Consider the following 20801-nt stretch of genomic DNA (forward strand, 5'->3'; position numbering starts at 1 on the left):
AATCCCTAAGGGAAAGTGAGCCCCTGTGGCGAGGGCGCAAGTTCCCTCGCCACCGGTGACTGATTGCTCGCTCTATTTCTGATGAGCATCACTGCGGTCGATTGGCCGGGGCGTTTGCATGTCAGGCTGTTGCGCTGCGCGTTGATCGGTTCAAACGCTTGTTGAACTCCAGCCAAACCGCCAGCAACGCCATCAACCCAGCCCCCACCAACGCCGTAAAAATCTGCATGGCGAACGCATCGTCAGTCAGCGCATTGATCATGTCCGCGAGGGGCGCCAACAAAACGCCCAGACAGAAAACCTCCAACGAAAAACGTCCCATGCGACAGCTTTGCTGTGCCAGCCAGTTTTGCGTCCATCCGGTATCGGGCAGCAGTTTCGCGGTGACATAGGCCAGCGCCAGGAAGTGCAGCAAGCGTTGGGGTGACAGGTTGGTCTTGCTGATCGGGTACAGCAGATTGCTCAGGCTTGATGGCATCAAGGCGTCGTGGACCTGAGGCCAGCGCCACAGGACAGTCAGCACCCCAGCGACCGCAATGTACACTGCCGCGGTCATGAACAACGGCTGACGAATCAACGGTCGGGTTTGCGGTATCCGCGGACGCTGTGAGTGAATCGCTGCGGCGCCGCCAAGGATAAACAGCAACTGCCAGGCCACGGGATTGAAGTACCACACGCCATCCTTGATGGCGGCCAGGTTCCAGCCGGCCAACGGCACCATCAGGTACAACGCCACTGACATCGCCACCACCACCCAGGTCTTGCGCACCAGGATCGGCAGCACCAGCGGCAACCCCGCCAGCAACACGATGTACAGCGGCAGCGGGTCCATCAGGTTCGGCTTGAAGCGCAGCAGCAGCTCATCGATCAAGGCCTGTTGCGGGTCGCTGATGAAGTGGTGCATGCCCATTTCTTCGACCAGGTCGCGGGTTTCCACGTGGCTGTTGGCGAAGAACACGATCCCCATCAGCATCGCCAGCAAGAAAATATGCACCACGTAAAGCACCCAGGCACGGCGCAGGATTTTCACGCAGGCGATCAAAAAACCCTCGCGCGCGAGGATTTTGCCGTAGGCCAGCACGGCCGCGTAACCGGCCAGGAACACGAAGACTTCGGCAGCATCGCTGAAGCCGAAATTACGCATTGTGATTTGACCCAAAGGGTTATGGGGCACGTGATCCCAGAAGATGAAGATCAGTGCCAGACCGCGAAAAAAGTCGATCCGGTGATCGCGCGCTAGCGTCATGACGGCAGGCTCGTGTTCGGAGTGTTGAACAAAGGAGTATCCGAAAGCGGCAAAGATTACAGGCCGCTCATCGGCGGCGCGCAGGGTGGACTGATTCGCCTTCAATTGCAAAGTCGGGATATTTCGGAATGTCTCCTGGCCGGGTCCCCGATGATAACCGCTGGTCTGAAAGACAGGCCAACCTGCGATTTCTGACAGTAGACAAGCTCCAATGCTTAGGGTACGCAACGGATTCCAGCAGGATCGTCAGCATGAGACGTTTGTGGCGAGGGCTATCCAGCTATACGGTGATCGGGGTCGCCAACACCCTTATTCACTGGCAAATCTTCTTCCTGCTCAGCGTGGCGGCCGGGTTCAGTCAGGCTGTCAGCAATCTGGCGGCGTTTTGTGTGGCCGCATCGTTTTCCTTCTACATGAATGCGCTCTATACCTTTGACAGCAAAATGTCGGTCGGTGGTTACCTGCTGTTCATGGTGGCGATGGGCGCCTTGAGTTTTAGCGTCGGCCATGCCGGTGATAGGTGGCGGCTGCACGGTCTGCTGACCGTGGCGTTGTTTTCGGCGTTGAGCCTGGTACTGGGTTTTCTGTTTTCCAAGTACGTGGTGTTTCGCGAGCGTGAGGCATGAAAATCTCGCTTATTGTTCCGGTGTTCAACGAAGAACAGTCAATCGACATTTTCTACCGGGCTGTTCGACGAGAGTTGAAGCTCGATGCCGAGGTGGAGATTGTATTTATCAATGACGGCAGTTCCGACCGCACGGCCGAACAGGCCGCCGCGCTGGCGGAAGCGGACGAGTTGGTCATGCTGATCAACTTTTCCCGCAACTTCGGCAAGGAGCCGGCATTATTTGCCGGCCTTGAGCATGCCACCGGCGATGCGGTGATCCCGATGGATGTCGACCTGCAGGATCCCGTCAGCGTCATCCCGCTGCTCGTGGACCGATGGCAAAAAGGCGCGGATGTCGTATTGGCCAAACGTCGCGACCGGGGCGCCGACGGCTATCTGAAGCGCCACAGTGCGTCGCTGTTCTACCACCTCTTGAATCGTATCTCGTACACCCGGATCGAAGAAAACGTCGGCGATTTCCGGCTGATGGACCGCAAAGTGGTCGATGTGATCCGCACCTTGCCCGAGCACCAGCTGTTCATGAAAGGGGTATTGTCGTGGGCCGGCTTCACTACCGTGGTCGTGGAATACGAACGGGCTCGGCGTGTCGCGGGCAATAGCAAGTTCAACGGCTGGAAGCTATGGAACCTGGCGCTGGAGGGGGTGACGTCGTTCAGCACCGTGCCATTGCGACTATGGACTTACGTCGGTGGCGCCGTGTCGATCTTCGCCGTGCTGTACGCGGTGTACATGGTGCTGGACAAGATTTTCTTCGGCAACAGCGTGCCCGGGTATCCGTCGCTGATGACCGCCATTCTGTTTCTGGGCGGTGTGCAGTTGATCGGCATCGGCATCCTCGGTGAATACGTCGGGCGGATTTACATCGAGGCCAAGCATCGGCCTCGATATGTCATCAAGGACATCGTTGGCGGCAAAGACCGGCATGAGCGCTGACATGGGCAGGCTCGGCGACTTTTTCATAAAGGAGCTCGGGGGCCGCCAGGTCTGGCTGTTTTTTCTGATCGCGACGTTGCTGTACGTCTTGCCACTGATCCTCGCGGACTATCCCTACATCGATGACAACTGGCGTTCACTGTCGGGCGGCATGGCCTGGGCAGAGCAGGGGCGATTATTCACCGAACTGTTCTACAACGCGCTGACCTTCACCGGCGCCGCGCCGAACATCTTTCCCTTGCCGTTGTTGTTAGCCACGCTGGCGATGACCTCGGCGCTGACCAGCCTGACTTTCCACTATTTTCGCCAGCCGACCATCGCCTGTTGCCTGGTGTTGTTGCCGCTCTGGTACAACCCGTTTTTCCTGCAGAACCTGTCCTACCAATATGACGGCGCGCCGATGGTCTTGAGCGTGGTCGCGGTGATTTACGCGATCACCTGGCGTCACCCGCGCCGCAGTCTGCAATGGCTGGTGCCTGCCTTCCTGATCGCGCTGGCGCTGGGTTTGTATCAGGTGAGCCTGAATGTGTTTCTGGGCCTGTGTTGTCTTGAGGTGCTCAGGATCGCCCACGATAAACAGGCGTGGCCGGCATGGTTGAGTGTGATCGGCGGGAAATGTGCGCAGGTCTTGCTTGGCTGGTTGATCTACGGCGTCAGCGCGTTCCCGTTCATGGGCCATGGTCGGACGTTGATGTTGAATCTGTCAGCGCAGCCCTGGCTGCAATTGCAGATAAACGCCGAACGTGTGCTGGAGAAAATCATGCTGCTGTTTCATGGCGGCTTTGCGTGGGTGTTCGCCGGGCTGTTGTTATGCGCCATCGCCGGTGCGGTCCGGCTCGCATTGACCCTATGGCAGCGCGAAGACAGTGGGACTGCAAAACTTCTGGCCGGTCTCTTGTGCGTGCTGGTCGTGCCAGTGGTGGTGGTGCTGGTGTCCGGTATTGCGTTGCTGTTTCGCGACTTCAATGAAGGCGCCAGAACCTTGATGGGGTTTGCCGTGTTGCTGGTGCTGCTGTTCTATTTGAGCCATTTGGCGCTGGCGTCGGTGCATGAGCGGTTGCCGCTGTTGCTGGTAGTGCCGCTGCTGGCGATGCTGTCGTTGTCATTCGCCTATGGCCGGGTGCTGACGGTGCAGAAAACCTTCGCCGCCAGTGCCTTGTTCAGCCTTGAGCGCGACATTGCGAGCCTGCAAGGGCTGCGTGACGCCAAGCGCATCTACATGTCGGTGACCTATTCAGACCTTTGGCTGGTGGGGGCGGCGGGTTCTTACAAACGCCTGCCGGTGCTGCACTATCTGCTCAATATCGACTTTTACATGTTGGCCGAGAATCTGCCCAAGGTGGGCATTACCAACGTGGTCGCCGAGAAGGAACGGCGTAACGCCACGCGCGTGGGCTACCAGCATTTCCCGGCCCTGGTGGAGAACCGGTACTACCGGATTTACCTGATTGGCGATTACGGATTTATCGTCTTCAAAGAGCCGGGTCGGATCAAAACGTTGCGTTGGTGAAGATCAAGAGATCGCAGCCTGCGATCTCTTGATCTTTGATCAGGCCGCCGCTACTTCATTGGGCTCAAAACTGTCCGCCCGCGCCATCTGCCACATCCGCGAATAGAACTCGCCATTCACTTCGCCGGTGAGCAGTTCGCCGGGTTTGAGGAAGACATGCAGCTGCGAGAACAGCTTGATCTCGGTGGCCGACATGCGCCGCACCAGATGCTTGGCCGACAGCTGCGACGGATGTTCGAGACCGGCGGCAGCCAGCATTTCGGCCAGGCCCTTGAGGGTGTTGCGGTGGAAGTTATAAACGCGCTGGGCCTTGTCCGGCACCACCAGCGCGCGTTGGCGCAGGGTGTCCTGGGTGGCGACGCCGGTCGGGCATTTGTTGGTGTGGCAGCTCTGCGACTGAATGCAGCCGATGGCGAACATGAAGCCTCGCGCCGAGTTGGCCCAGTCGGCGCCGATGGCCAGCACGCTGGCGATGTCGAAGGCGCTGACGATCTTGCCGCTGGCGCCGAGTTTGATCTTGTCCCGCAGGTTCAGGCCGACCAGGGTGTTGTGCACGAACAGCAGGCCTTCGCGCATTGGCACGCCGATGTGGTCGGTGAACTCCACGGGCGCGGCGCCGGTGCCGCCTTCCTTGCCGTCGACCACGATGAAGTCCGGGAGGATGCCGGTTTCCAGCATGGCCTTGGCGATGCCCATGAACTCCCACGGATGACCGAGACAGAACTTGAAGCCCACCGGTTTGCCGCCGGACAGCTCACGCAGTTGCTGAATGAAATGCATCAGTTCGATCGGCGTGGAAAACGCGCTGTGGCGTGACGGCGAAATGCAGTCTTCGCCCATCAGGATGCCGCGGGTGTCGGCGATTTCCCGGGTGACCTTGTGCTTGGGTAGGATGCCGCCATGTCCGGGTTTGGCGCCTTGGCTCATCTTGATTTCGATCATCCGCACTTGTGGCGTTTGCGCCTGCGCGGCGAAGCGCTCCGGGTCGAAGCGGCCATCGCTGGTGCGGCAACCGAAGTAGCCGCTGCCGAGCTCCCAGGTCAGGTCGCCACCGTGTTCGCGGTGATAGGGGCTGATGCTGCCTTCGCCGGTGTCATGGGCGAAATTACCGAGTTTGGCGCCCTGGTTCAGCGCGCGGATGGCGTTGGCGCTGAGCGAGCCAAAACTCATGGCCGAGATGTTGAACACCGACGCGGAATACGGCTGGGTGCACTGCGGGCCACCGACCATTACGCGAAAACCGCTGGGGTCGCTCAACGGCGCCGGGCGCATGGAGTGGCCGATGAATTCGAAGCCCGACTGGTACACATCGATCAGCGTACCGAACGGTTTGTCGGCGCTTTCATTCTTCGCCCGGGAATAAACCAGCGAACGCTGGGCGCGGGAGAAGGGCAGGGCGTCGCTGTCGGATTCGAGCAGATACTGGCGGATCTCCGGGCGAATGCCTTCGACCAGATATCGAATGTTGCCGAGGATCGGGTAGTTGCGGCGCACCGCATGAGGGCTTTGCAGCAGGTCGAACAGGCCGAGCAGGCTGAGTACGCCGGTGATGGCGGTAATTGGCCAGAGCCAGTCATGTTCGAGGAAGGGCAGGCTGGCGAGGGTGAAAATCACGCAGACGGCAAAGAAGGCGTAGCGGCTCAGGAGTGACAGGCTCATACGGTTTCCTTGGGTTCGGACTCGATGGTTCGGTGCAGACAGCTTTTGTGGCGAGGGAGCTTGCTCCCGCTCGGCTGCGCAGCCGCCGCAAAACCTGTTGACGGATTTTTTCTTACTGTACGCGGTGTTGGTTGGGGGACCGCTTCACGGTCCAGCGGGAGCAAGCTCCCTCGCCACAGGTGTCCTGCAATGCAAGGGTTATCAGGCATTTTGCGCCTGCAGAAAAATCGAAAACAGCTCGGACTGGGACTTGATCCCCAGCTTGCTGTACATGTGTTTCATGTAACAGGCACAACGTGCAGTCGCCTTCGGGCTGACAATTTAACTGGATTTCGTCGGCCACGACATTCACACGAAAGTATCGATGATAGTACTCGGTGAGTTCGAAATGCACCGGCGCCACCTCCGACAAACGATACAAACCGGTGCGCGAGTGTTCGCGGCAGGCGATGTAGAACGAATCGAGCAGGTACAAACCGCGCAGGTAGTCCTGGAACAACGGGGCGGGGCCGCCGTCTTCGCCTGGGCACTCGGCGAATACTTGCGGGTGCTGGTCGGCGCTGAACAGCAACGCCACCCATCTGTCGCAGGGCACGTACTGATCCAGCAACCGGACAAGCTGAGTCCAGAAATTGGGGGGCAGGTCAGTTAGTCAGTGGTTTCTTTCGCTCGCTCTTCTTTTTGTCGCGGGCCAGGGCGTTGATGCAGTAGTTGATGTGATAGAAGGTGAATAGCACCGAAAAGACGCGATTTATACGCGGTTCAAAACCGTGTTTGGTCATGGTGTAAATCCTAAGCGCCCTTCGTACTCGGAAGCACCAAGCCACGGCAAGCAACCAAACCGTAGCGGCCCACAAAAGACTCAATCCTGGAAAGAAATGGCTAATGGAGAGAGCAGCCACATAAACCCAGGTCACGGTAATCAGATATCCAATCAGAAAACCCTTACTCATTACCTTGATATGCGTCACTTCTTCGATTGCGGTGGAGGCTTTGTATAGCCAGATGTACATGTAAGCCCCTGCCGTCACGATCGTCAGCAGGCATAGATAAAAAGTATTGGTATCGATTTTTTCTTTCAATGTCGAAATATCGGACATGCTGGACGTTCCATTGGCAGCGGTTTTGGCGGTTCAGCACGCTATCAAACTCGAACGTGGGAAATTTCTGGGCTTGCTGGCGGAGCATTCCGTTTCTATTAGAACTCAATCCTTGGCGGTGCCATTAGGGCATGGGATTCTATGCACCCGTCAGCATGGACCCGTGCCAAACAATGTGTTTTTCCACCGAGGTAGCCCCTAACGATTCGACACTTATCCACATCGCCGCCGCCCTGCTGATCGGCCCCGATGGCCGAACCCTGCTGGTGCGCAAGCGTGGCACCACGGCATTCATGCAACCGGGAGGCAAGATCGAGCCCCATGAATTGCCGGTCCACGCCCTGGCCCGGGAGCTGGAAGAGGAGCTGGGTCTGGATATTGACCCGGCTCAGGCCGTTTACCTCGGTCATTTTTCGGCACCGGCCGCGAACGAGCCGGGCTTTGTCGTACACGCCGAGCTTTTTCAGCTGAGCATTGATCCGGATGTCACCCCGCAGGCAGAGATCGAAGAGGTGATCTGGATCGATCCGGCCACCGATGGCGGTGTCAGCCTGGCGCCATTGACACGGGACCTGATCCTGCCGTTTTATCGAGCATCGCTGACCGCGATTGCCTGATCAATCACGCCAAGGAACCGCCATGATCCCGCTTCAGGACCTGCTGATTTTCGCCGCTGCCGCGTTGCTGATGGTGCTGACGCCGGGGCCGAACATGATCTACCTGATCTCCCGTTCGATCTGCCAGGGGCGCAAGGCCGGGGTCACGTCGTTGCTCGGGGTGGTCGCGGGTTTCTTCGTGCATCTGTTTGCGGCGGCGGCCGGTTTGACCGCGGTGTTCCTGGCGGTGCCGATGGCTTATGAAGTGCTGAAATGGGCCGGCGCTTTGTACCTGTTGTGGCTGGCCTGGCAGGCGGTCAAGCCCGGTGCGCGGTCGCCGTTCGAAGCCCGGCAGTTGCCGCCGGACTCTGCGCGAAAACTGATCACCATGGGCTTTCTGACCAGCGCCTTGAACCCGAAAATCGCGGTGTTTTATCTCTCGGTCTTTCCGCAGTTCATCATTCCGGAACACGGTTCGGTGTTCACCCAAAGCATTGTGTTGGGCCTGACCCAGATCAGCGTCAGTTTTTGCGTCAACCTGCTGATTGCCCTGTTCGCGGCGGGCATCGCCTCGTGGTTCGTCAACAACCCGACCTGGCTGGCGATGCAGCGTTACTTCATGGGCTTCGTGCTGGGCGGTTTGGCATTGCGCCTGATGCTTGAACAGCGCAGGACGGCGTGAGCATGTGGATCGAACGACTGAATGCCAGTCACGCCCTGGCTTATCGGGAATTGATGCTGGAAGCTTATGACCGTCACCCGCAGGCGTTTACCTCCAGCGTGCGCGAACGGGCGACCATGCCATTGCAATGGTGGGAGTCGCGCCTGATCAGCAAGCTCGACGCGGTTTTCGGCGCATTTGAAGAGGGCAAGCTGGCGGGCATTGTCGGGCTGGCGTTCGAACCTCGGGAAAAGGCCCGGCACAAGGCGACGCTGTTTGGCATGTACGTGTCGGCCAATGTCCGTCAACGCGGACTCGGCTATCAGCTGGTGCAGGCGGTGTTGGCCGAGGCGCAGCAACATCCGCAACTGCGCCTGATCAAACTGACCGTCACCGCCGGCAATGACGCGGCGTTCAAGCTGTACCAGCGCTGCGGCTTCATCCAGTTCGGCCTGGAACCGATGGCGGTGCGGGTCGGTGAAGAATACTTCGACAAAATTCACATGTGGCGTGAACTCTAAACCTCACCAGGATCCCCACAAAGAAAGGTGCTGTTCTAGCGAACTGCGCTAACCCCATCCAGCGTCGAAAACGACGTGTCTTTCGCCGTCAGCAAGAAATCACGCATGTACGGCGCATCCAGCATGTCCGCCCGAATGGCCGCATACAGCGTTGCGAACAGACCTTTCTCGCCCAGGCGCTTGGCCTTCACATAGCCCCGTGAGCTGTATTCATGCAGCGCCCAATGGGGCATGCCGCACACACCGCGTCCGCTCGCTACCAGTTGCATCATCATCACCGTCAGTTCCGACGTGCGGACCTGGGCCGGTTCGACGTCGGCGGGTTCGAGGAAGCGGGTGAAGATGTCGAGGCGATCCCTTTCCACCGGATAGGTGATCAAGGTTTCCGTCAGCAAGTCTTCCGGGACGATGTAGGCCTTGCTCGCCAGTTTGTGCTGGTTGGCCACGGCGAGCATCGCTTCGTAAGTGAACAGCGGCACATAGGTGATGCCCACCAGATCCACCGGATCGGACGTCACCACGAGGTCCAGGTCGCCACGGGCCAAGGCTGGCAATGGTGCGAAAGAGAAACCCGACGCCAGGTCCAGCTCGACCTCCGGCCAGGCATCGCGGAACTGGTCGATGGTCGGCATCAGCCACTGGAAGCAACTGTGGCACTCGATGGCCATGTGCAAGCGTCCGGCGGTGCCACCAGCCAGCCGCGCTATGTCGCGCTCGGCAGCGCGCAGCAGCGGCAGGGTGGCGTCGGCCAGTTGCAGCAGGCGCAGACCGGCGCTGGTGAAACGCACCGGTTTGGTCTTGCGCACGAACAGCGGCATGCCCATGCGCTCCTCCAGTTCCTTGAACTGGTGGGACAGCGCCGATTGGGTCAGGTGCAAGCGGTCGGCCGCATCTACCAGGCTGTCGGCTTCGCGCAAGGCGTGCAGGGTCTTGAGGTGACGGATTTCAAGCACCGTGGGGCTCCATGAGGAAAACTTGTGATCAACACGAAAAGGTTGAGTTTGTCTCATGTTGCCCTGGCTGTCGACAATAGCGCCATCTTTTACACAGGAGCACCTTCGACATGGCCGTGGCCCACACCCTTGGTTTCCCGCGCATCGGCGCCGACCGCGAACTGAAAAAAGCCCTCGAAGCCTACTGGAAGGGGGACATCGACAAGCACGCGCTGAACAGCGTCGGTCGCCAGTTGCGCGCTACCCACTGGCAATTGCAGAAGGATGCCGGCATCGACCTGCTGCCGGTTGGCGACTTCGCCTGGTACGACCAGGTGCTGACCCACTCCCTGACTTTTGGGGTGATCCCCGAGCGTTTCGACAACACCAAGGACGAGCGCGGCCTGCCGACCCTCGACACGCTGTTCGCCATGGCCCGTGGCGCCACCGCGACCTGCTGCGGCGGTGAGCATGGCCAGGCGCAATACGCCCAGGAACTGACCAAGTGGTTCGACACCAACTACCACTACCTGGTCCCGGAGTTCACGGCTGACCAGACATTCAAGTTGAGCTGGGAACAGCTGTTCAACGAAGTCGACGAAGCCAAGGCGCTGGGCCATACCGTCAAACCGGTAATCATCGGCCCTTTAACTTACCTGTGGCTGGGCAAGGCTAAAGGCAACGATTTCGACAAGCTCGACCTGCTGGAACGCCTGTTGCCGATCTACGGCGAGATCCTCGGTCGCCTGGCTGCACAGGGCGTGGAGTGGGTGCAGATCGACGAACCGATCCTGACGCTCGACCTGCCGCAAGAATGGAAAAACGCCTTCGAACGCGCTTACCACATCCTCCAATATTCACCGCTGAAAAAACTGCTGGCGACCTACTTCAGCGGCCTGCAAGACAACCTCGGCCTGGCCGTCGGCCTGCCGGTGCAAGGCCTGCACATCGATGCGGTGCGTGCGCCGGACCAATTGCTGCACGTGCTCGATCGCCTGCCGATCTACAAGATTCTTTCGGTAGGGCTGGTTAACGGCCGCAACGTCTGGCGCTGTGAGCTGGAGCCAGTACTGGCACAGCTGCAATTTGCCCAGGAACGTTTTGGCGACAACCTGTGGGTCAGCAGTTCCTGTTCGCTGCTGCACAGCCCGGTGGATCTGGAGCGCGAAGACAAGCTCGACCCGGAACTGAAAAGCTGGCTGGCATTTGCCGTGCAAAAGTGTGGCGAAATCGCGGTACTGCGCGATGCCTTGAACGATCCGCAAGCGCCCAAGGTGCAAGCGGCCCTGGCCGAAAGTCGCGCCATTCAAGTCAGCCGTGCCGAGTCGCCACGCATCCACAAGACCGCAGTGCAGGCACGTCTCGCGGCGATTGGCCCCAGTGACAGCCAACGTCATTCGCCATTTGCCAAGCGCATCGAGCAGCAGCGTGCCCGACTGAAACTGCCGGCATTCCCGACCACCACCATCGGCTCGTTCCCGCAGACCGGTTCGATTCGTCTGGCGCGTCAGGCGCACAAGCAAGGCAAGTTGTCGGCCAACGATTACACCGATGCCATGCACCACGAAATCCGCCACGCCGTGCAGGTTCAGGAACGCTTGGGCCTCGACGTGTTGGTGCATGGTGAAGCCGAACGCAACGACATGGTCGAATATTTCGCCGAGCAACTCGATGGTTATGCCTTCACCCGTTTCGGCTGGGTACAGAGCTACGGTTCGCGCTGCGTGAAGCCGGCGATCATCTATGGTGACCTGAGCCGCCCGAAAGCCATGACTGTCGACTGGATCAGCTATGCGCAGAGCCAGACCGACAAGGTCATGAAAGGCATGCTCACCGGTCCCGTGACCATGTTGATGTGGTCGTTCCCGCGTGAAGACGTGTCGCGCAAAGTCCAGGCGCAACAGCTGGCTTTGGCCCTGCGCGACGAAGTGCTGGATCTGGAAGCCGCCGGCATCAAGATTGTGCAGATCGATGAAGCTGCATTCCGCGAAGGCCTGCCGCTGCGCCGGGCGCAATGGCAGGAGTATCTGGACTGGGCCGTGCAAGCTTTCCGTTTAAGCGCCAGTGGTGTGCAGGACGAAACCCAGATCCACACCCACATGTGCTACAGCGAATTCAACGACGTGATCGAGGCCATCGCGGCGATGGATGCCGACGTCATCACCATCGAAACCTCGCGTTCGGACATGGAGCTGCTGGAAGCCTTCAAGGCGTTCGACTACCCGAACGACATCGGCCCGGGTGTCTACGACATCCACTCGCCACGGGTGCCGGACACGGCCGAGATGGTCAAGTTGATGGTAAAAGCCGTGCAGCGCATTCCGGCCGAGCGCTTGTGGGTCAACCCCGATTGCGGCCTGAAAACCCGCGCCTGGCCCGAGACCGAAGCGGCGTTGGTGAACATGGTGGCGGCGGCACGGCAGTTGCGCAGACAGTTGGCTTGATTGATGTAGCGTCTGTCCGGATGTCATCGCGAGCCTGCTCGCGATGAACGATAACGCGGTCTGGAAAATGACCGCCCGGCACTCTTCATCAAACTGTCATGGAACTGTGGCAGCGCGCTTGAACAAACTTCATCAGACTCGCGCTCTACTGGGGTGCTGCGTTTCGGTGTTTCTTCATGCGTGTTTTTTTATCAAGCGTTGTATTTTTGGCCGCTCTTGTGTTCGGCCTGCCGTCATGGGCGGCGTCTCGCTGCGATGTCAATGTGCCGACCGAACGGGCCGATCTGGATCAGGTGAGCCTGGCGTACCAGAGCATTGGTCGTGCGTCGGACCCGGCATTGCTGCTGGTGATGGGCCTGGGCGGGCAACTGATTCACTGGCCCGACGAGGTGGTGGTGGCGCTGTGTCAGCAGGGCTTTCGGGTGATTCGTTATGACAATCGCGATGTCGGCCTGTCGACCTGGCGGCAGGCGCCGCTCGAAGCCAATCTGACCTTCGAAGTGCTGCGCTACAAACTGGGTTTGCCGGTGTCGGCACCCTATTCGTTGACCGACATGGCGAGCGACGGCCTGGGCCTGATGGACGCGTTGCACATCGAGCAATTCCACGTGCTGGGCGCGAGCATGGGCGGGATGATCGCCCAGCACATGGCGGCCATGGCGCCGCAACGGGTCGAGAGCCTGACCCTGATCATGACCACGTCCGGTGCCGAAGGCTTGCCGGCGCCAAGTGCGGCACTGGTGCAATTGCTCTCGCGTCGCGGAGCGCCCAATCGCGAGGTCGCCCTGGAGCAACAGGCTGACTTGCTGGCGGCGTTGGGCAGTCCGACAGTGACGGATGATCGCCAGGCCCTGCTGCATCAGGCGGCGCTGTCCTATGACCGGGCGTTCAATCCCGAAGGCGTGAAGCGCCAGATCATGGCGATCCTCGCCGAGCCGAGTCGCGTGGCGCTGCTTAACCAATTGCGCGTCCCGGCGCTGGTGGTGCACGGCACCGCCGATCCATTGTTGCCGGTGATGCACGGCGTGCACTTGGCGGCGCATTTGCGCGGCAGTCAGTTGAAGCTGATTCCGGGGCTGGCCCATCGCTTCCAGGAGGCTTTCAAGGCACCGTTGCTGGCGGCGGTGCTGCCCTATTTGCGTGAACACCGTGAAGACACGTCCCATTGGGCGCAGATCGAACCGGTGGCCGAACACAACCTCCTTTAACACGCCTGCAATCAGTTGACAGGATCCTGTCGTCAAAAATATATCAATGTGCCACTATTGATTGCGCCGTCGCTGCCGATACAGGCAGCGACTTTCAATCATAGGGACTTGATCCATGCCATTCCACGCTCTACGCACCATCGCTGCACTCACATTGCTCGCCTGCCTGACCCTCACCGGCTGCGCCAACGTACAACCCCCTGTACCGTTAGACCAACAATTCTGGGATGCGAAGGAGCCGACCATCGGCGTCGCCATCAGCGAATTGCCGCCGCCGGTACTGGCCTTGACCGGTAACCAGGGGCTTCTCGATTACGCGATCAACGCGGGCGTCAACAGCAAGCTCAGCGACAACGTCAAAACCTGGCAAGTGCGCGATTTCGACACCCTGCCGGATGCCATCGTCGCCAAGTTGCAGGCCAAGGGTTACAAAGCCAAGCGCATCGACGACAAGATCGACCTGAAGGCCTACAAGGAAACCAAGTTCCGCGAAGGCTACACGATCAAAGACCTGACCCCGATGAAAGCCAAATACGGCGTCGATCGCCTGTTGCTGGTGTATGTCACCGCCACTGGTGCGACCCGCAGCTACTACAGCATCGTGCCGACCAGCGTGCCGATGGCGCAGGTCGGCGGGCAGGGCATGGTGGTTGATCTGGCTGACAACAAACTGCTGTGGTTCCAGCCATTTGCCGCGATACAAGCCGCACAGGGCGAGTGGGACGAGCCGACCTACACCAACCTGTCCAACGCGTTCTACCAGGCTGTGGATAACAGCCGTCAGCAAATGATCACCCCGTTCGCCAAATGAAGCGTGCAATCGTAGCGGCCAGCGCGCTGGTCCTGCTGATGCTGGGTGGCTGTGCACAGAAACCGGCTCCCGAGGCCGGTTTCAAGGATCAGGGCGCGTTGCCTTACGTTCAGGCGCACGGGCTCAAGGTCGATGTGCAGGTGCCGCCAGCTTTCGTCGGGGCCAGTACCGTGATTGATAGCAAAGACGCGCTCAAGGCGGCGTCCTCGAGTCAGGCGTTATTGCTGAACTCGGGCACCAGTGCCGGGTTGGCGGGCGTGTTGGTAGCCAGTCTGGTCAATACCCAGATGGGCAGCGGCACCTTGCAACGTGATGCGGAAAAATCCGCCCTCAAGGACTCACGTCCCATGGCGGATCTGCTCGCCGGCGTTCCCTTGCAGGAACGCCTGCAGCAACGCTATCAGCACGCCTCGCATGTGGCCGGGCTCAAGCAGGGCGAAGGGCAGGTCACGGCGCGTTTGTTGATCGAGCCGAAACTGATGCTGACCCCGGATCGCGGCAGCTTTGTGCTGATCAATCAGGTCCAGGTCCAGGACATCGCCGGTTCGGCGCTCTACCGCATGCGTATCGAAGTGACCAGCCAGCCGATCCGTCGTTGCGGCAGCCAATGCATCGACGACGGCAGCCTCGAACTGGCAAAAGTCACTGCGGTGCTCGACGAGTGCATCGACGAATCCATGCGCGTTCTGGCCACGGACCTGATGCAGCCGACTCCGCCACCGGCCGCGCAGGAAACCTTGCGGTATGTGCTCGATGGTCAGCGTGTGGTCGAGCGCGGCTATCAATTGGCGAACAACGGCAGCTACTGGCGTTATCGCAACCTCTACGGTGCGGTGAAGTCGGTGCCGGTGCCGTTTGAGGATGCGCTGACTCAGGCGCAACTCGAGAAGGTCTACGGACGCTAAACACCAAACCGGCAGGAGCCAGCAAGCCGGCTCCTGCCAGGCTTGCACTTCTCAGTGGCTCAACCCGTACTTCTTCACTTTGTCGAACAAGGTGGTCTTGGCCATGCCCAGTTCCTGGCTGGCCTGGGTCAGGTTGCCGCCGCTGCGCTGCAAGGCGTCGCTCAACAGGTTACGTTCGAACGCTTCCACCGCTTCGGCGAATGCCAGGCCTTGCGCACTCACCCCCGCGCCGGTTTTTTTGAACGCCGGCAGGCCGAGAGCAAAGCGTTCGGCGACGTTGCGCAGTTCCCGCACGTTGCCCGGCCAGTCGTGGCTCATCAGGTTCGAGACGGTCTGGTTATCCAGCTCCGGCGCGATCCGGTCGAAGCGCAGGGACGACTGCTGCAAGAAGTATTCGAACAATTGCAGGATGTCTTCGCGGCGTTCACGCAACGGCGGCAGTTCCAGGGTCACCACGTTGAGGCGGTAATACAGGTCGCTGCGGAATTCGCCGGCCTTGCTCGATTCGACGAGGTCGGATTTGGTCGCCGCGATCACCCGGCAATCCACCGCCACGCTCTGGTTCGAGCCGAGGCGTTCGAGGGTGCGCTCCTGTAAAACCCGCAGCAGTTTGATCTGCAGGGGCAGGGGCATGCTTTCCACTTCGTCGAGGAACAGCGTGCCACCGTCGGCGTGTTCGATCTTGCCGATCCGCCGTTTGCCGGCGCCGGTGAAGGCGTTGGCCTCGTGGCCGAAAATTTCGCTTTCGAACAGGTTCTCCGGCAGGCCGCCACAGTTCAGCGCCACGAATTGCTTGGTGTGACGACGGCTGAAGTCATGCAGGCAGCGGGCGACCAGTTCCTTGCCCGTGCCGGTTTCGCCCTCGATCAGTACGTTGGCTGACGTGTCGGCGACGTTGGCAATCAGTTCGCGCAAGTTCTGCATGGCCGGCGAGCGACCGATGATTCGGCCTTCAAGGGAATCGCGTTCAGCCAGTTGCCGACGCAACGACGACACTTCCCGCGCCAGGCTGCGTTGTTCCAGTGCGCGACGTGCCACATCCACCAGGCGCTCGGGGGAGAAGGGTTTCTCCATGAAGTCGTAGGCACCTTTCTGCATGGCGCCGACGGCCATGGAGATGTCGCCGTGGCCGGTGATCAGCACCACCGGCAAACTTCGATCACGCTCCTTGAGACGGCCCAGCAACTCCAGGCCATCGATGCCCGGCAGGCGAATGTCGCTGATGACGATGCCGGCAAAGTTGTCGCCGACTCGCTCCAGCGCTTCTTCGGCACTGCCCACGCCGATGCAGGGAATGTCTTCCAGGGTCAGCGCCTGTTGGCAGCCGAGCAGCACATGGGGGTCGTCTTCGACGATCAATACACTAAGGTCGTTGTTCATATTGGCTCGGCGGGAGTGGGGCTTACCAACGGTAAACTGAGGACGAATGCGGTGCCACCGCTGGCCGGGTGCTCGACACCCAGGTGACCGCCGGTAGCGGCGGCGAGGCTGGCCGAAAGGGTCAGGCCAAGGCCCAGGCCCTGTTCGCCGGGTTTGGTGGTGAAGAACGGTTCGAACAGATGCTTGCGCGCTTCGGCGTCGATACCGTGGCCGTTGTCGCGTACACGCAGTCGATACTTGCCCTCGAACGCTTCACCTTCAAGCCACAGCTCGGGTTGCGGTTGCGCCTGCATCGCGTCGAGGGCGTTGCCGATCAGGTTGACCAGAATCTGTTCGAGGCGGGTCTGGTCGATCTGTACCTGTACCTCTTCGAAAAGGCGATGCAACCGGGTGTTTTTCATTCGTCCATCGAGCAACTGCAACGCCGCTTCCACGCCTTTGCCCAGGCACGCCTGGCCCTTGTCGTCACCGCGCCGGGCGAAGGAGCGCAGGCTGGCGGTGATGCGGCCCATGCGATCGATCAGTTCATTGATGGTCTTGAGGTTGGTGCTGGCGACATCGAGTTGGCCACGCTCCAAAAAGCGCACGGTATTCCCGGACAGCGTGCGCAGCGCCGCCAGTGGCTGGTTCAATTCGTGGGCGATGCTGGTGGACATCTGGCCGATGGCCGCGAGTTTTCCGGCCTGCACCAGTTCATCCTGGGCGTGGCGCAAGGTCTCTTCAGCATGACGCCGTTCGCGGATCTGGCTCTTGAGCCGTTCGTTGCTGGCGCGCAGGTCGACGGTGCGTTCGGTAATCCGACGCTCCAGTTGATTGTTGGCTTCCTGCAAGGCTTCCCGGGCCGCGAGGCGAGTGGCGATTACTTTGCGCCGCTCGTTCCAGGCAATCAGCAGGAACGCCACGAGGGCAAACGCCACCGCCACCAGAATCCCCTGATTGATCGCTTCGCGCCGCAGATCCTGCAGCGGCGTCAACAGGGTGAAGTTCCACGGTGTATCGCTCAGTGGGCGGGACTGCGACAGATAACTGATGTTTTCATCGTCGGACACCAGTTCGCTGTTGGCCGGGAAGGTGAGTTTTTCCACGCCTTCGGACAGGGTTTCCCGGGCCAGCGGTTGCAGTTCGTTCAGCGGGAACCAGTAGTACTGCAGGCTGCGGGCCAGTTTCTCTTTGGTCTCATCACTGAGCGGCACCACGGATTTGAGGCGACGCGCCGGATCGCTGGAGAGAATGATGATGCCGTTCTCGTCGCTGACGAAGGCTTCCAGGCGCGCCCGTTGCCAGCGTTCTTCCATGGCTTCGAGGCGGACCTTGACCACCGCGACGCCAATGATCTTGCCGTGTTCTTCCAGGCCATGGGCCAGGTAGTAACCGGGTTCGCCGTTGGTGCTGCCGATGCCGTAGAAACGCCCGGGCTGACCGCGCACGGCGTTCTGGAAATAGGCACGGAAGGACAGGTCTTCACCGAGGTAACTGTCGAAATCGCGCCAGTTGCTGGTGGCCATGACGCGACCGGTGGTGTCCATCACATAAATGGCCCGACTGCGGCTGCGCCGGTTCAGGCCTTCGAGGTAATCGTTGACCGTTTGCCGGTGTTCCGGGCTCGGGTCGGCCAGCAGCTTGGAAACACTGGTTTCGAGTTCCAGCAGGCTGGGCAGGTAGGTGTATTTGCTGATTTCGCTTTCCACTGCACGGGCATGCAGTTCCAGCTGGCGCTCGCCGTTTTCGCTGAGGCTGCGAATGCCGTAATGCTCACTGACCCAGAAGCCGATGTAACCCAGTCCGATCATCAGCGCGATGATCAGCGGCGGCAGGAACAAATGGCGAATCAGACGGGGTTTCACGGCAAGTGATGGCGACGTGGCGCGGTAAAGTTCGGGGTCGCATTTCATCACAGATGCCTTGGGTCAACCAGCATGGCAACGTGCTTGCTCTGGTTCCTGCCGAACGAAGAACCTGTGGCGAGGGAGCTTGCTCCCGCTCGGCTGCGAAGCAGTCGTAAAACCGATGAATGCGGTGTGTCAGAAAAATTGCATTTACAGGTTTCGGGGCCGCTGCGCGACCCAGCGGGAGCAAGCTCCCTCGCCACAAGGAGCAAAGCCAGTTGCTGATTAGTGCTGCAGAATCTTGTTCAGGAAGTGCTGCGTACGCTCGGCGCGGTGGCTGATGTCGCCGAAGAACTCTTCTTTCTTGCAGTCTTCGATGATCTTGCCGGCGTCCATGAAGATCACGCGGTCGGCCACTTTACGGGCGAAGCCCATTTCGTGGGTCACGCACATCATGGTCATGCCTTCGTGGGCCAGTTGCACCATCACGTCCAGCACTTCGTTGACCATTTCCGGGTCCAGCGCCGAGGTCGGTTCGTCGAACAGCATGACGATCGGGTCCATCGCCAGCGCACGGGCAATCGCCACACGCTGCTGCTGACCACCGGACAGTTGGCCCGGGTGCTTGTGGGCATGGGCCGAGAGGCCTACACGCTCGAGCAACTGCAGGCCTTTCTTGGTGGCCTCTTCCTTGCTGCGGCCCAACACCTTGATCTGCGCGATGGTCAGGTTTTCGGTGATGGTCAGGTGCGGGAACAGCTCGAAGTGCTGGAACACCATGCCCACGCGCGAACGCAGTTTCGGCAGGTTGGTCTTCGGGTCGGCGATGGAGGTGCCGTCGACCACGATGTCGCCTTTCTGAAACGGCTCCAGGGCGTTGACGCACTTGATCAGGGTCGACTTGCCGGAACCCGAGGGCCCGCACACCACGATCACTTCGCCTTTTTTGACCTCGGTGCTGCAATCAGTCAGTACCTGGAAGTCCCCATACCACTTGTTAATGCTTTTGATAGAGATCATACGGCGAACCTTTTTTGCAGACGCTTGACCAGCAGCGAGGCGGAAAAGCTGATGATGAAGTACACGAGACCTGCGAAGATCAGGAACTCATTGGAGCGGCCAATGATGTCGCCACTGGCGCGCGAAGCATTGAGGAAGTCCACCAGGCCGACGGCGTAAACCAGCGAGGTGTCCTGAAACAGGATGATGCTCTGTTGCAGCAGCAACGGCGTCATCTTGCGGAACGCTTGCGGCAGGATGATCAGGCGCATCATCTGGCCGTAAGTCATGCCCAGCGCCTGGGCAGCACCCATCTGGCCCTTGGGAATCGACTGCACACCGGCACGGACGATTTCGCAGAAGTACGCCGCTTCGAACATCATGAACGCCACGATGCAGGAGGCGAACGCGCCGATCGGCGTGTCTTCGCCGGTGATCCAGCGCAATACGAACGGTACCGCCAGGTAGAACCAGGTGATCACCAGCAGCAACGGGATCGAGCGGAAGTAGTTGACGTAGGCACCGGCAAGGTTCGACAGCAGTTTGCTGTGGGACAGGCGCATCAACGCCAGGAGGGTGCCGAGGATGATCCCGCCGATGACGCCTAGCGCCATCAGTTGCAGGGTCATGACCATGCCGTTCCACAAGCCCGGCAGGGACGGGATGATGCCCGAGAAGTCGAATTCCATCATTTACCCCCTACGGAAATCAGGCCCGGTACGGCGACTTTCTTCTCGACCATACGCATCAGCAACATCAGGCTCATGTTCAGGGTGAAGTAGATCAGCGTGGCCAGGGTGAAGGCTTCGAACAGGTTGGCAGAGAACTCGGCGGTCTGTTTGGTCTGCGCGAGCAATTCCATCAAACCGATCAGCGAGGCCACGGAGGTGTTCTTGAAGACGTTCAAAAATTCCGAGGTGAGCGGCGGAATGATGATCCGGTACGCCTGGGGCAGCAGCACGTTCCAGTAGATCTGCGGCAGCTTGAAACCCATGGCGCGGGCCGCGGATTCCTGGCCTTTTGGCAGGGCCTGGATACCGGTGCGCACCTGTTCGCAAACGCGGGCGGTGGTGAACAGGCCCAGACAGACGACGACGCTGAGGAAAGCCGAGGTCGTCGGGTTCAGGTCCTGTTTGTACCACTCTTGCAGGTCCGCCGGCAGCAGGTCGGGTACCAGGAAGTACCAGATGAACAGCTGAACCAGCAGCGGCACGTTACGGAAGAGTTCGACGTAGCAGGTGGCGATGCCCGATACGATGCGGTTCGGCACGGTACGCATGACGCCCAGGATCGAGCCCAGTGTCAGGGCGATGATCCAGGCCGCGATGGCGATACCGATGGTCCAGGCCAGACCGGACACGTACCAGTCGAGATAGGTCTCGCTGCCCACGCCGGTGGACTTGAAGAACACGCTCCAGTCCCAGTTGTAGTTCATTAGGGTC

The 20801-nt window shown here is 60.0% G+C and carries 19 protein-coding genes and 1 pseudogene; 10 read left to right on the top strand and 10 right to left on the bottom strand.

Annotated elements, in window-relative coordinates; translation table 11 throughout:
• Window positions 1-121 precede the first annotated feature (121 nt).
• Window positions 122-1246: an OpgC family protein gene (locus BVK86_RS12180; protein ID WP_075946854.1), complete on the bottom strand. Its 1125-nt coding sequence runs from the start codon at window positions 1244-1246 to the stop codon at window positions 122-124.
• 251 nt (window positions 1247-1497) lie between these two features.
• On the opposite strand from BVK86_RS12180, the gene BVK86_RS12185 reads away from it, so the two are divergent.
• Genes BVK86_RS12185 through BVK86_RS12195 form a run of 3 tightly spaced genes read left to right on the top strand, consistent with a single transcriptional unit; the run spans window position 1498 to window position 4317 of the window.
• A complete protein-coding gene (locus BVK86_RS12185; RefSeq protein WP_075946670.1) occupies window positions 1498-1872 on the top strand; it encodes a GtrA family protein in 375 nt (124 codons plus the stop codon).
• On the top strand, window positions 1869-2807 hold the full coding sequence (locus BVK86_RS12190; protein ID WP_075946671.1) for a glycosyltransferase family 2 protein: 939 nt from the start codon (window positions 1869-1871) through the stop codon (window positions 2805-2807). Before BVK86_RS12185 ends, BVK86_RS12190 begins: the two co-directional genes overlap by 4 nt.
• 1 nt (window position 2808) lies before the next feature.
• A complete protein-coding gene (locus tag BVK86_RS12195; RefSeq protein WP_075946672.1) occupies window positions 2809-4317 on the top strand; it encodes a glucosyltransferase domain-containing protein in 1509 nt (502 codons plus the stop codon).
• A 39-nt stretch (window positions 4318-4356) separates the two neighbouring features.
• Here the strand turns inward: BVK86_RS12195 and BVK86_RS12200 are convergent, their stop codons facing one another.
• From BVK86_RS12200 to BVK86_RS12210, 3 genes and pseudogenes are all read right to left on the bottom strand, one after another.
• Window positions 4357-5976, bottom strand: coding sequence for an FMN-binding glutamate synthase family protein (locus BVK86_RS12200; protein ID WP_075946673.1), 1620 nt, complete (start codon window positions 5974-5976; stop codon window positions 4357-4359).
• Window positions 5977-6262: 286 nt separating this feature from the next.
• Window positions 6263-6619, bottom strand: a pseudogene (locus BVK86_RS29050) (helix-turn-helix transcriptional regulator); the annotation flags it as partial.
• A 1-nt stretch (window position 6620) separates the two neighbouring features.
• Window positions 6621-7076 carry a hypothetical protein gene (locus tag BVK86_RS12210; RefSeq protein WP_075946675.1) on the bottom strand — a complete coding sequence of 152 codons (456 nt, stop codon included), beginning with the start codon at window positions 7074-7076 and terminating at the stop codon, window positions 6621-6623.
• A gap of 173 nt (window positions 7077-7249) precedes the next feature.
• Between BVK86_RS12210 and BVK86_RS12215 the strand changes: the two genes are divergently transcribed.
• From BVK86_RS12215 to BVK86_RS12225, 3 genes are read left to right on the top strand one after another with little or no spacing between them, the layout of a single operon-like run.
• Window positions 7250-7693 carry an NUDIX hydrolase gene (locus tag BVK86_RS12215; protein ID WP_075946676.1) on the top strand — a complete coding sequence of 148 codons (444 nt, stop codon included), beginning with the start codon at window positions 7250-7252 and terminating at the stop codon, window positions 7691-7693.
• Between the two features lie 22 nt (window positions 7694-7715).
• A complete protein-coding gene (locus BVK86_RS12220) occupies window positions 7716-8354 on the top strand; it encodes a LysE family translocator (RefSeq protein ID WP_075946677.1) in 639 nt (212 codons plus the stop codon).
• Between the two features lie 2 nt (window positions 8355-8356).
• Complete coding sequence (locus tag BVK86_RS12225; RefSeq protein WP_075946678.1) at window positions 8357-8854, top strand: GNAT family N-acetyltransferase; 498 nt, start codon at window positions 8357-8359, stop codon at window positions 8852-8854.
• A 35-nt stretch (window positions 8855-8889) separates the two neighbouring features.
• On the opposite strand, the gene metR is transcribed toward BVK86_RS12225, so the two are convergent.
• Window positions 8890-9807: a transcriptional regulator MetR gene (gene metR, locus BVK86_RS12230; protein WP_056855241.1), complete on the bottom strand. Its 918-nt coding sequence runs from the start codon at window positions 9805-9807 to the stop codon at window positions 8890-8892.
• Window positions 9808-9917: 110 nt separating this feature from the next.
• Between metR and metE the strand changes: the two genes are divergently transcribed.
• The 4 genes from metE (at window position 9918) to BVK86_RS12250 (ending at window position 15154) form a co-directional block, all read left to right on the top strand.
• Window positions 9918-12230 carry a 5-methyltetrahydropteroyltriglutamate--homocysteine S-methyltransferase gene (metE, locus tag BVK86_RS12235; RefSeq protein ID WP_075946679.1) on the top strand — a complete coding sequence of 771 codons (2313 nt, stop codon included), beginning with the start codon at window positions 9918-9920 and terminating at the stop codon, window positions 12228-12230.
• 176 nt (window positions 12231-12406) lie between these two features.
• Window positions 12407-13438, top strand: a complete 1032-nt coding sequence (locus BVK86_RS12240; RefSeq protein ID WP_075946680.1) for an alpha/beta fold hydrolase — start codon at window positions 12407-12409, stop codon at window positions 13436-13438.
• A gap of 115 nt (window positions 13439-13553) precedes the next feature.
• Entirely contained in the window at window positions 13554-14249 is a 696-nt protein-coding gene (locus BVK86_RS12245) for a hypothetical protein (protein ID WP_075946681.1), read from the top strand.
• Window positions 14246-15154 (top strand): hypothetical protein, encoded by a 909-nt coding sequence (locus BVK86_RS12250; protein WP_075946682.1) that lies wholly within the window; start codon window positions 14246-14248, stop codon window positions 15152-15154. The genes BVK86_RS12245 and BVK86_RS12250 overlap by 4 nt, the downstream gene beginning before the upstream one ends.
• Window positions 15155-15205: 51 nt before the next feature.
• On the opposite strand, the gene aauR is transcribed toward BVK86_RS12250, so the two are convergent.
• The 5 genes from aauR to BVK86_RS12275 all read right to left on the bottom strand — a co-directional run bounded on the left by aauR (window position 15206) and on the right by BVK86_RS12275 (window position 20794).
• Entirely contained in the window at window positions 15206-16534 is a 1329-nt protein-coding gene (gene aauR / locus BVK86_RS12255; protein WP_075946683.1) for a two-component response regulator AauR, read from the bottom strand.
• Complete coding sequence (gene aauS, locus BVK86_RS12260; RefSeq protein WP_075946684.1) at window positions 16531-18426, bottom strand: two-component sensor histidine kinase AauS; 1896 nt, start codon at window positions 18424-18426, stop codon at window positions 16531-16533. The genes aauR and aauS overlap by 4 nt, the downstream gene beginning before the upstream one ends.
• Before the next feature lie 219 nt (window positions 18427-18645).
• On the bottom strand, window positions 18646-19380 hold the full coding sequence (locus tag BVK86_RS12265; RefSeq protein WP_007975082.1) for an amino acid ABC transporter ATP-binding protein: 735 nt from the start codon (window positions 19378-19380) through the stop codon (window positions 18646-18648).
• Window positions 19377-20048 (bottom strand): amino acid ABC transporter permease, encoded by a 672-nt coding sequence (locus BVK86_RS12270; protein ID WP_075946685.1) that lies wholly within the window; start codon window positions 20046-20048, stop codon window positions 19377-19379. The genes BVK86_RS12265 and BVK86_RS12270 overlap by 4 nt, the downstream gene beginning before the upstream one ends.
• Window positions 20048-20794, bottom strand: a complete 747-nt coding sequence (locus tag BVK86_RS12275) for an amino acid ABC transporter permease (protein WP_075946686.1) — start codon at window positions 20792-20794, stop codon at window positions 20048-20050. Before BVK86_RS12275 ends, BVK86_RS12270 begins: the two co-directional genes overlap by 1 nt.
• Between the last annotated feature and the right edge of the window lie 7 nt (window positions 20795-20801).

The sequence above is a fragment of the Pseudomonas reinekei genome (genome assembly GCF_001945365.1).
GTDB lineage: Bacteria > Pseudomonadota > Gammaproteobacteria > Pseudomonadales > Pseudomonadaceae > Aquipseudomonas > Aquipseudomonas reinekei.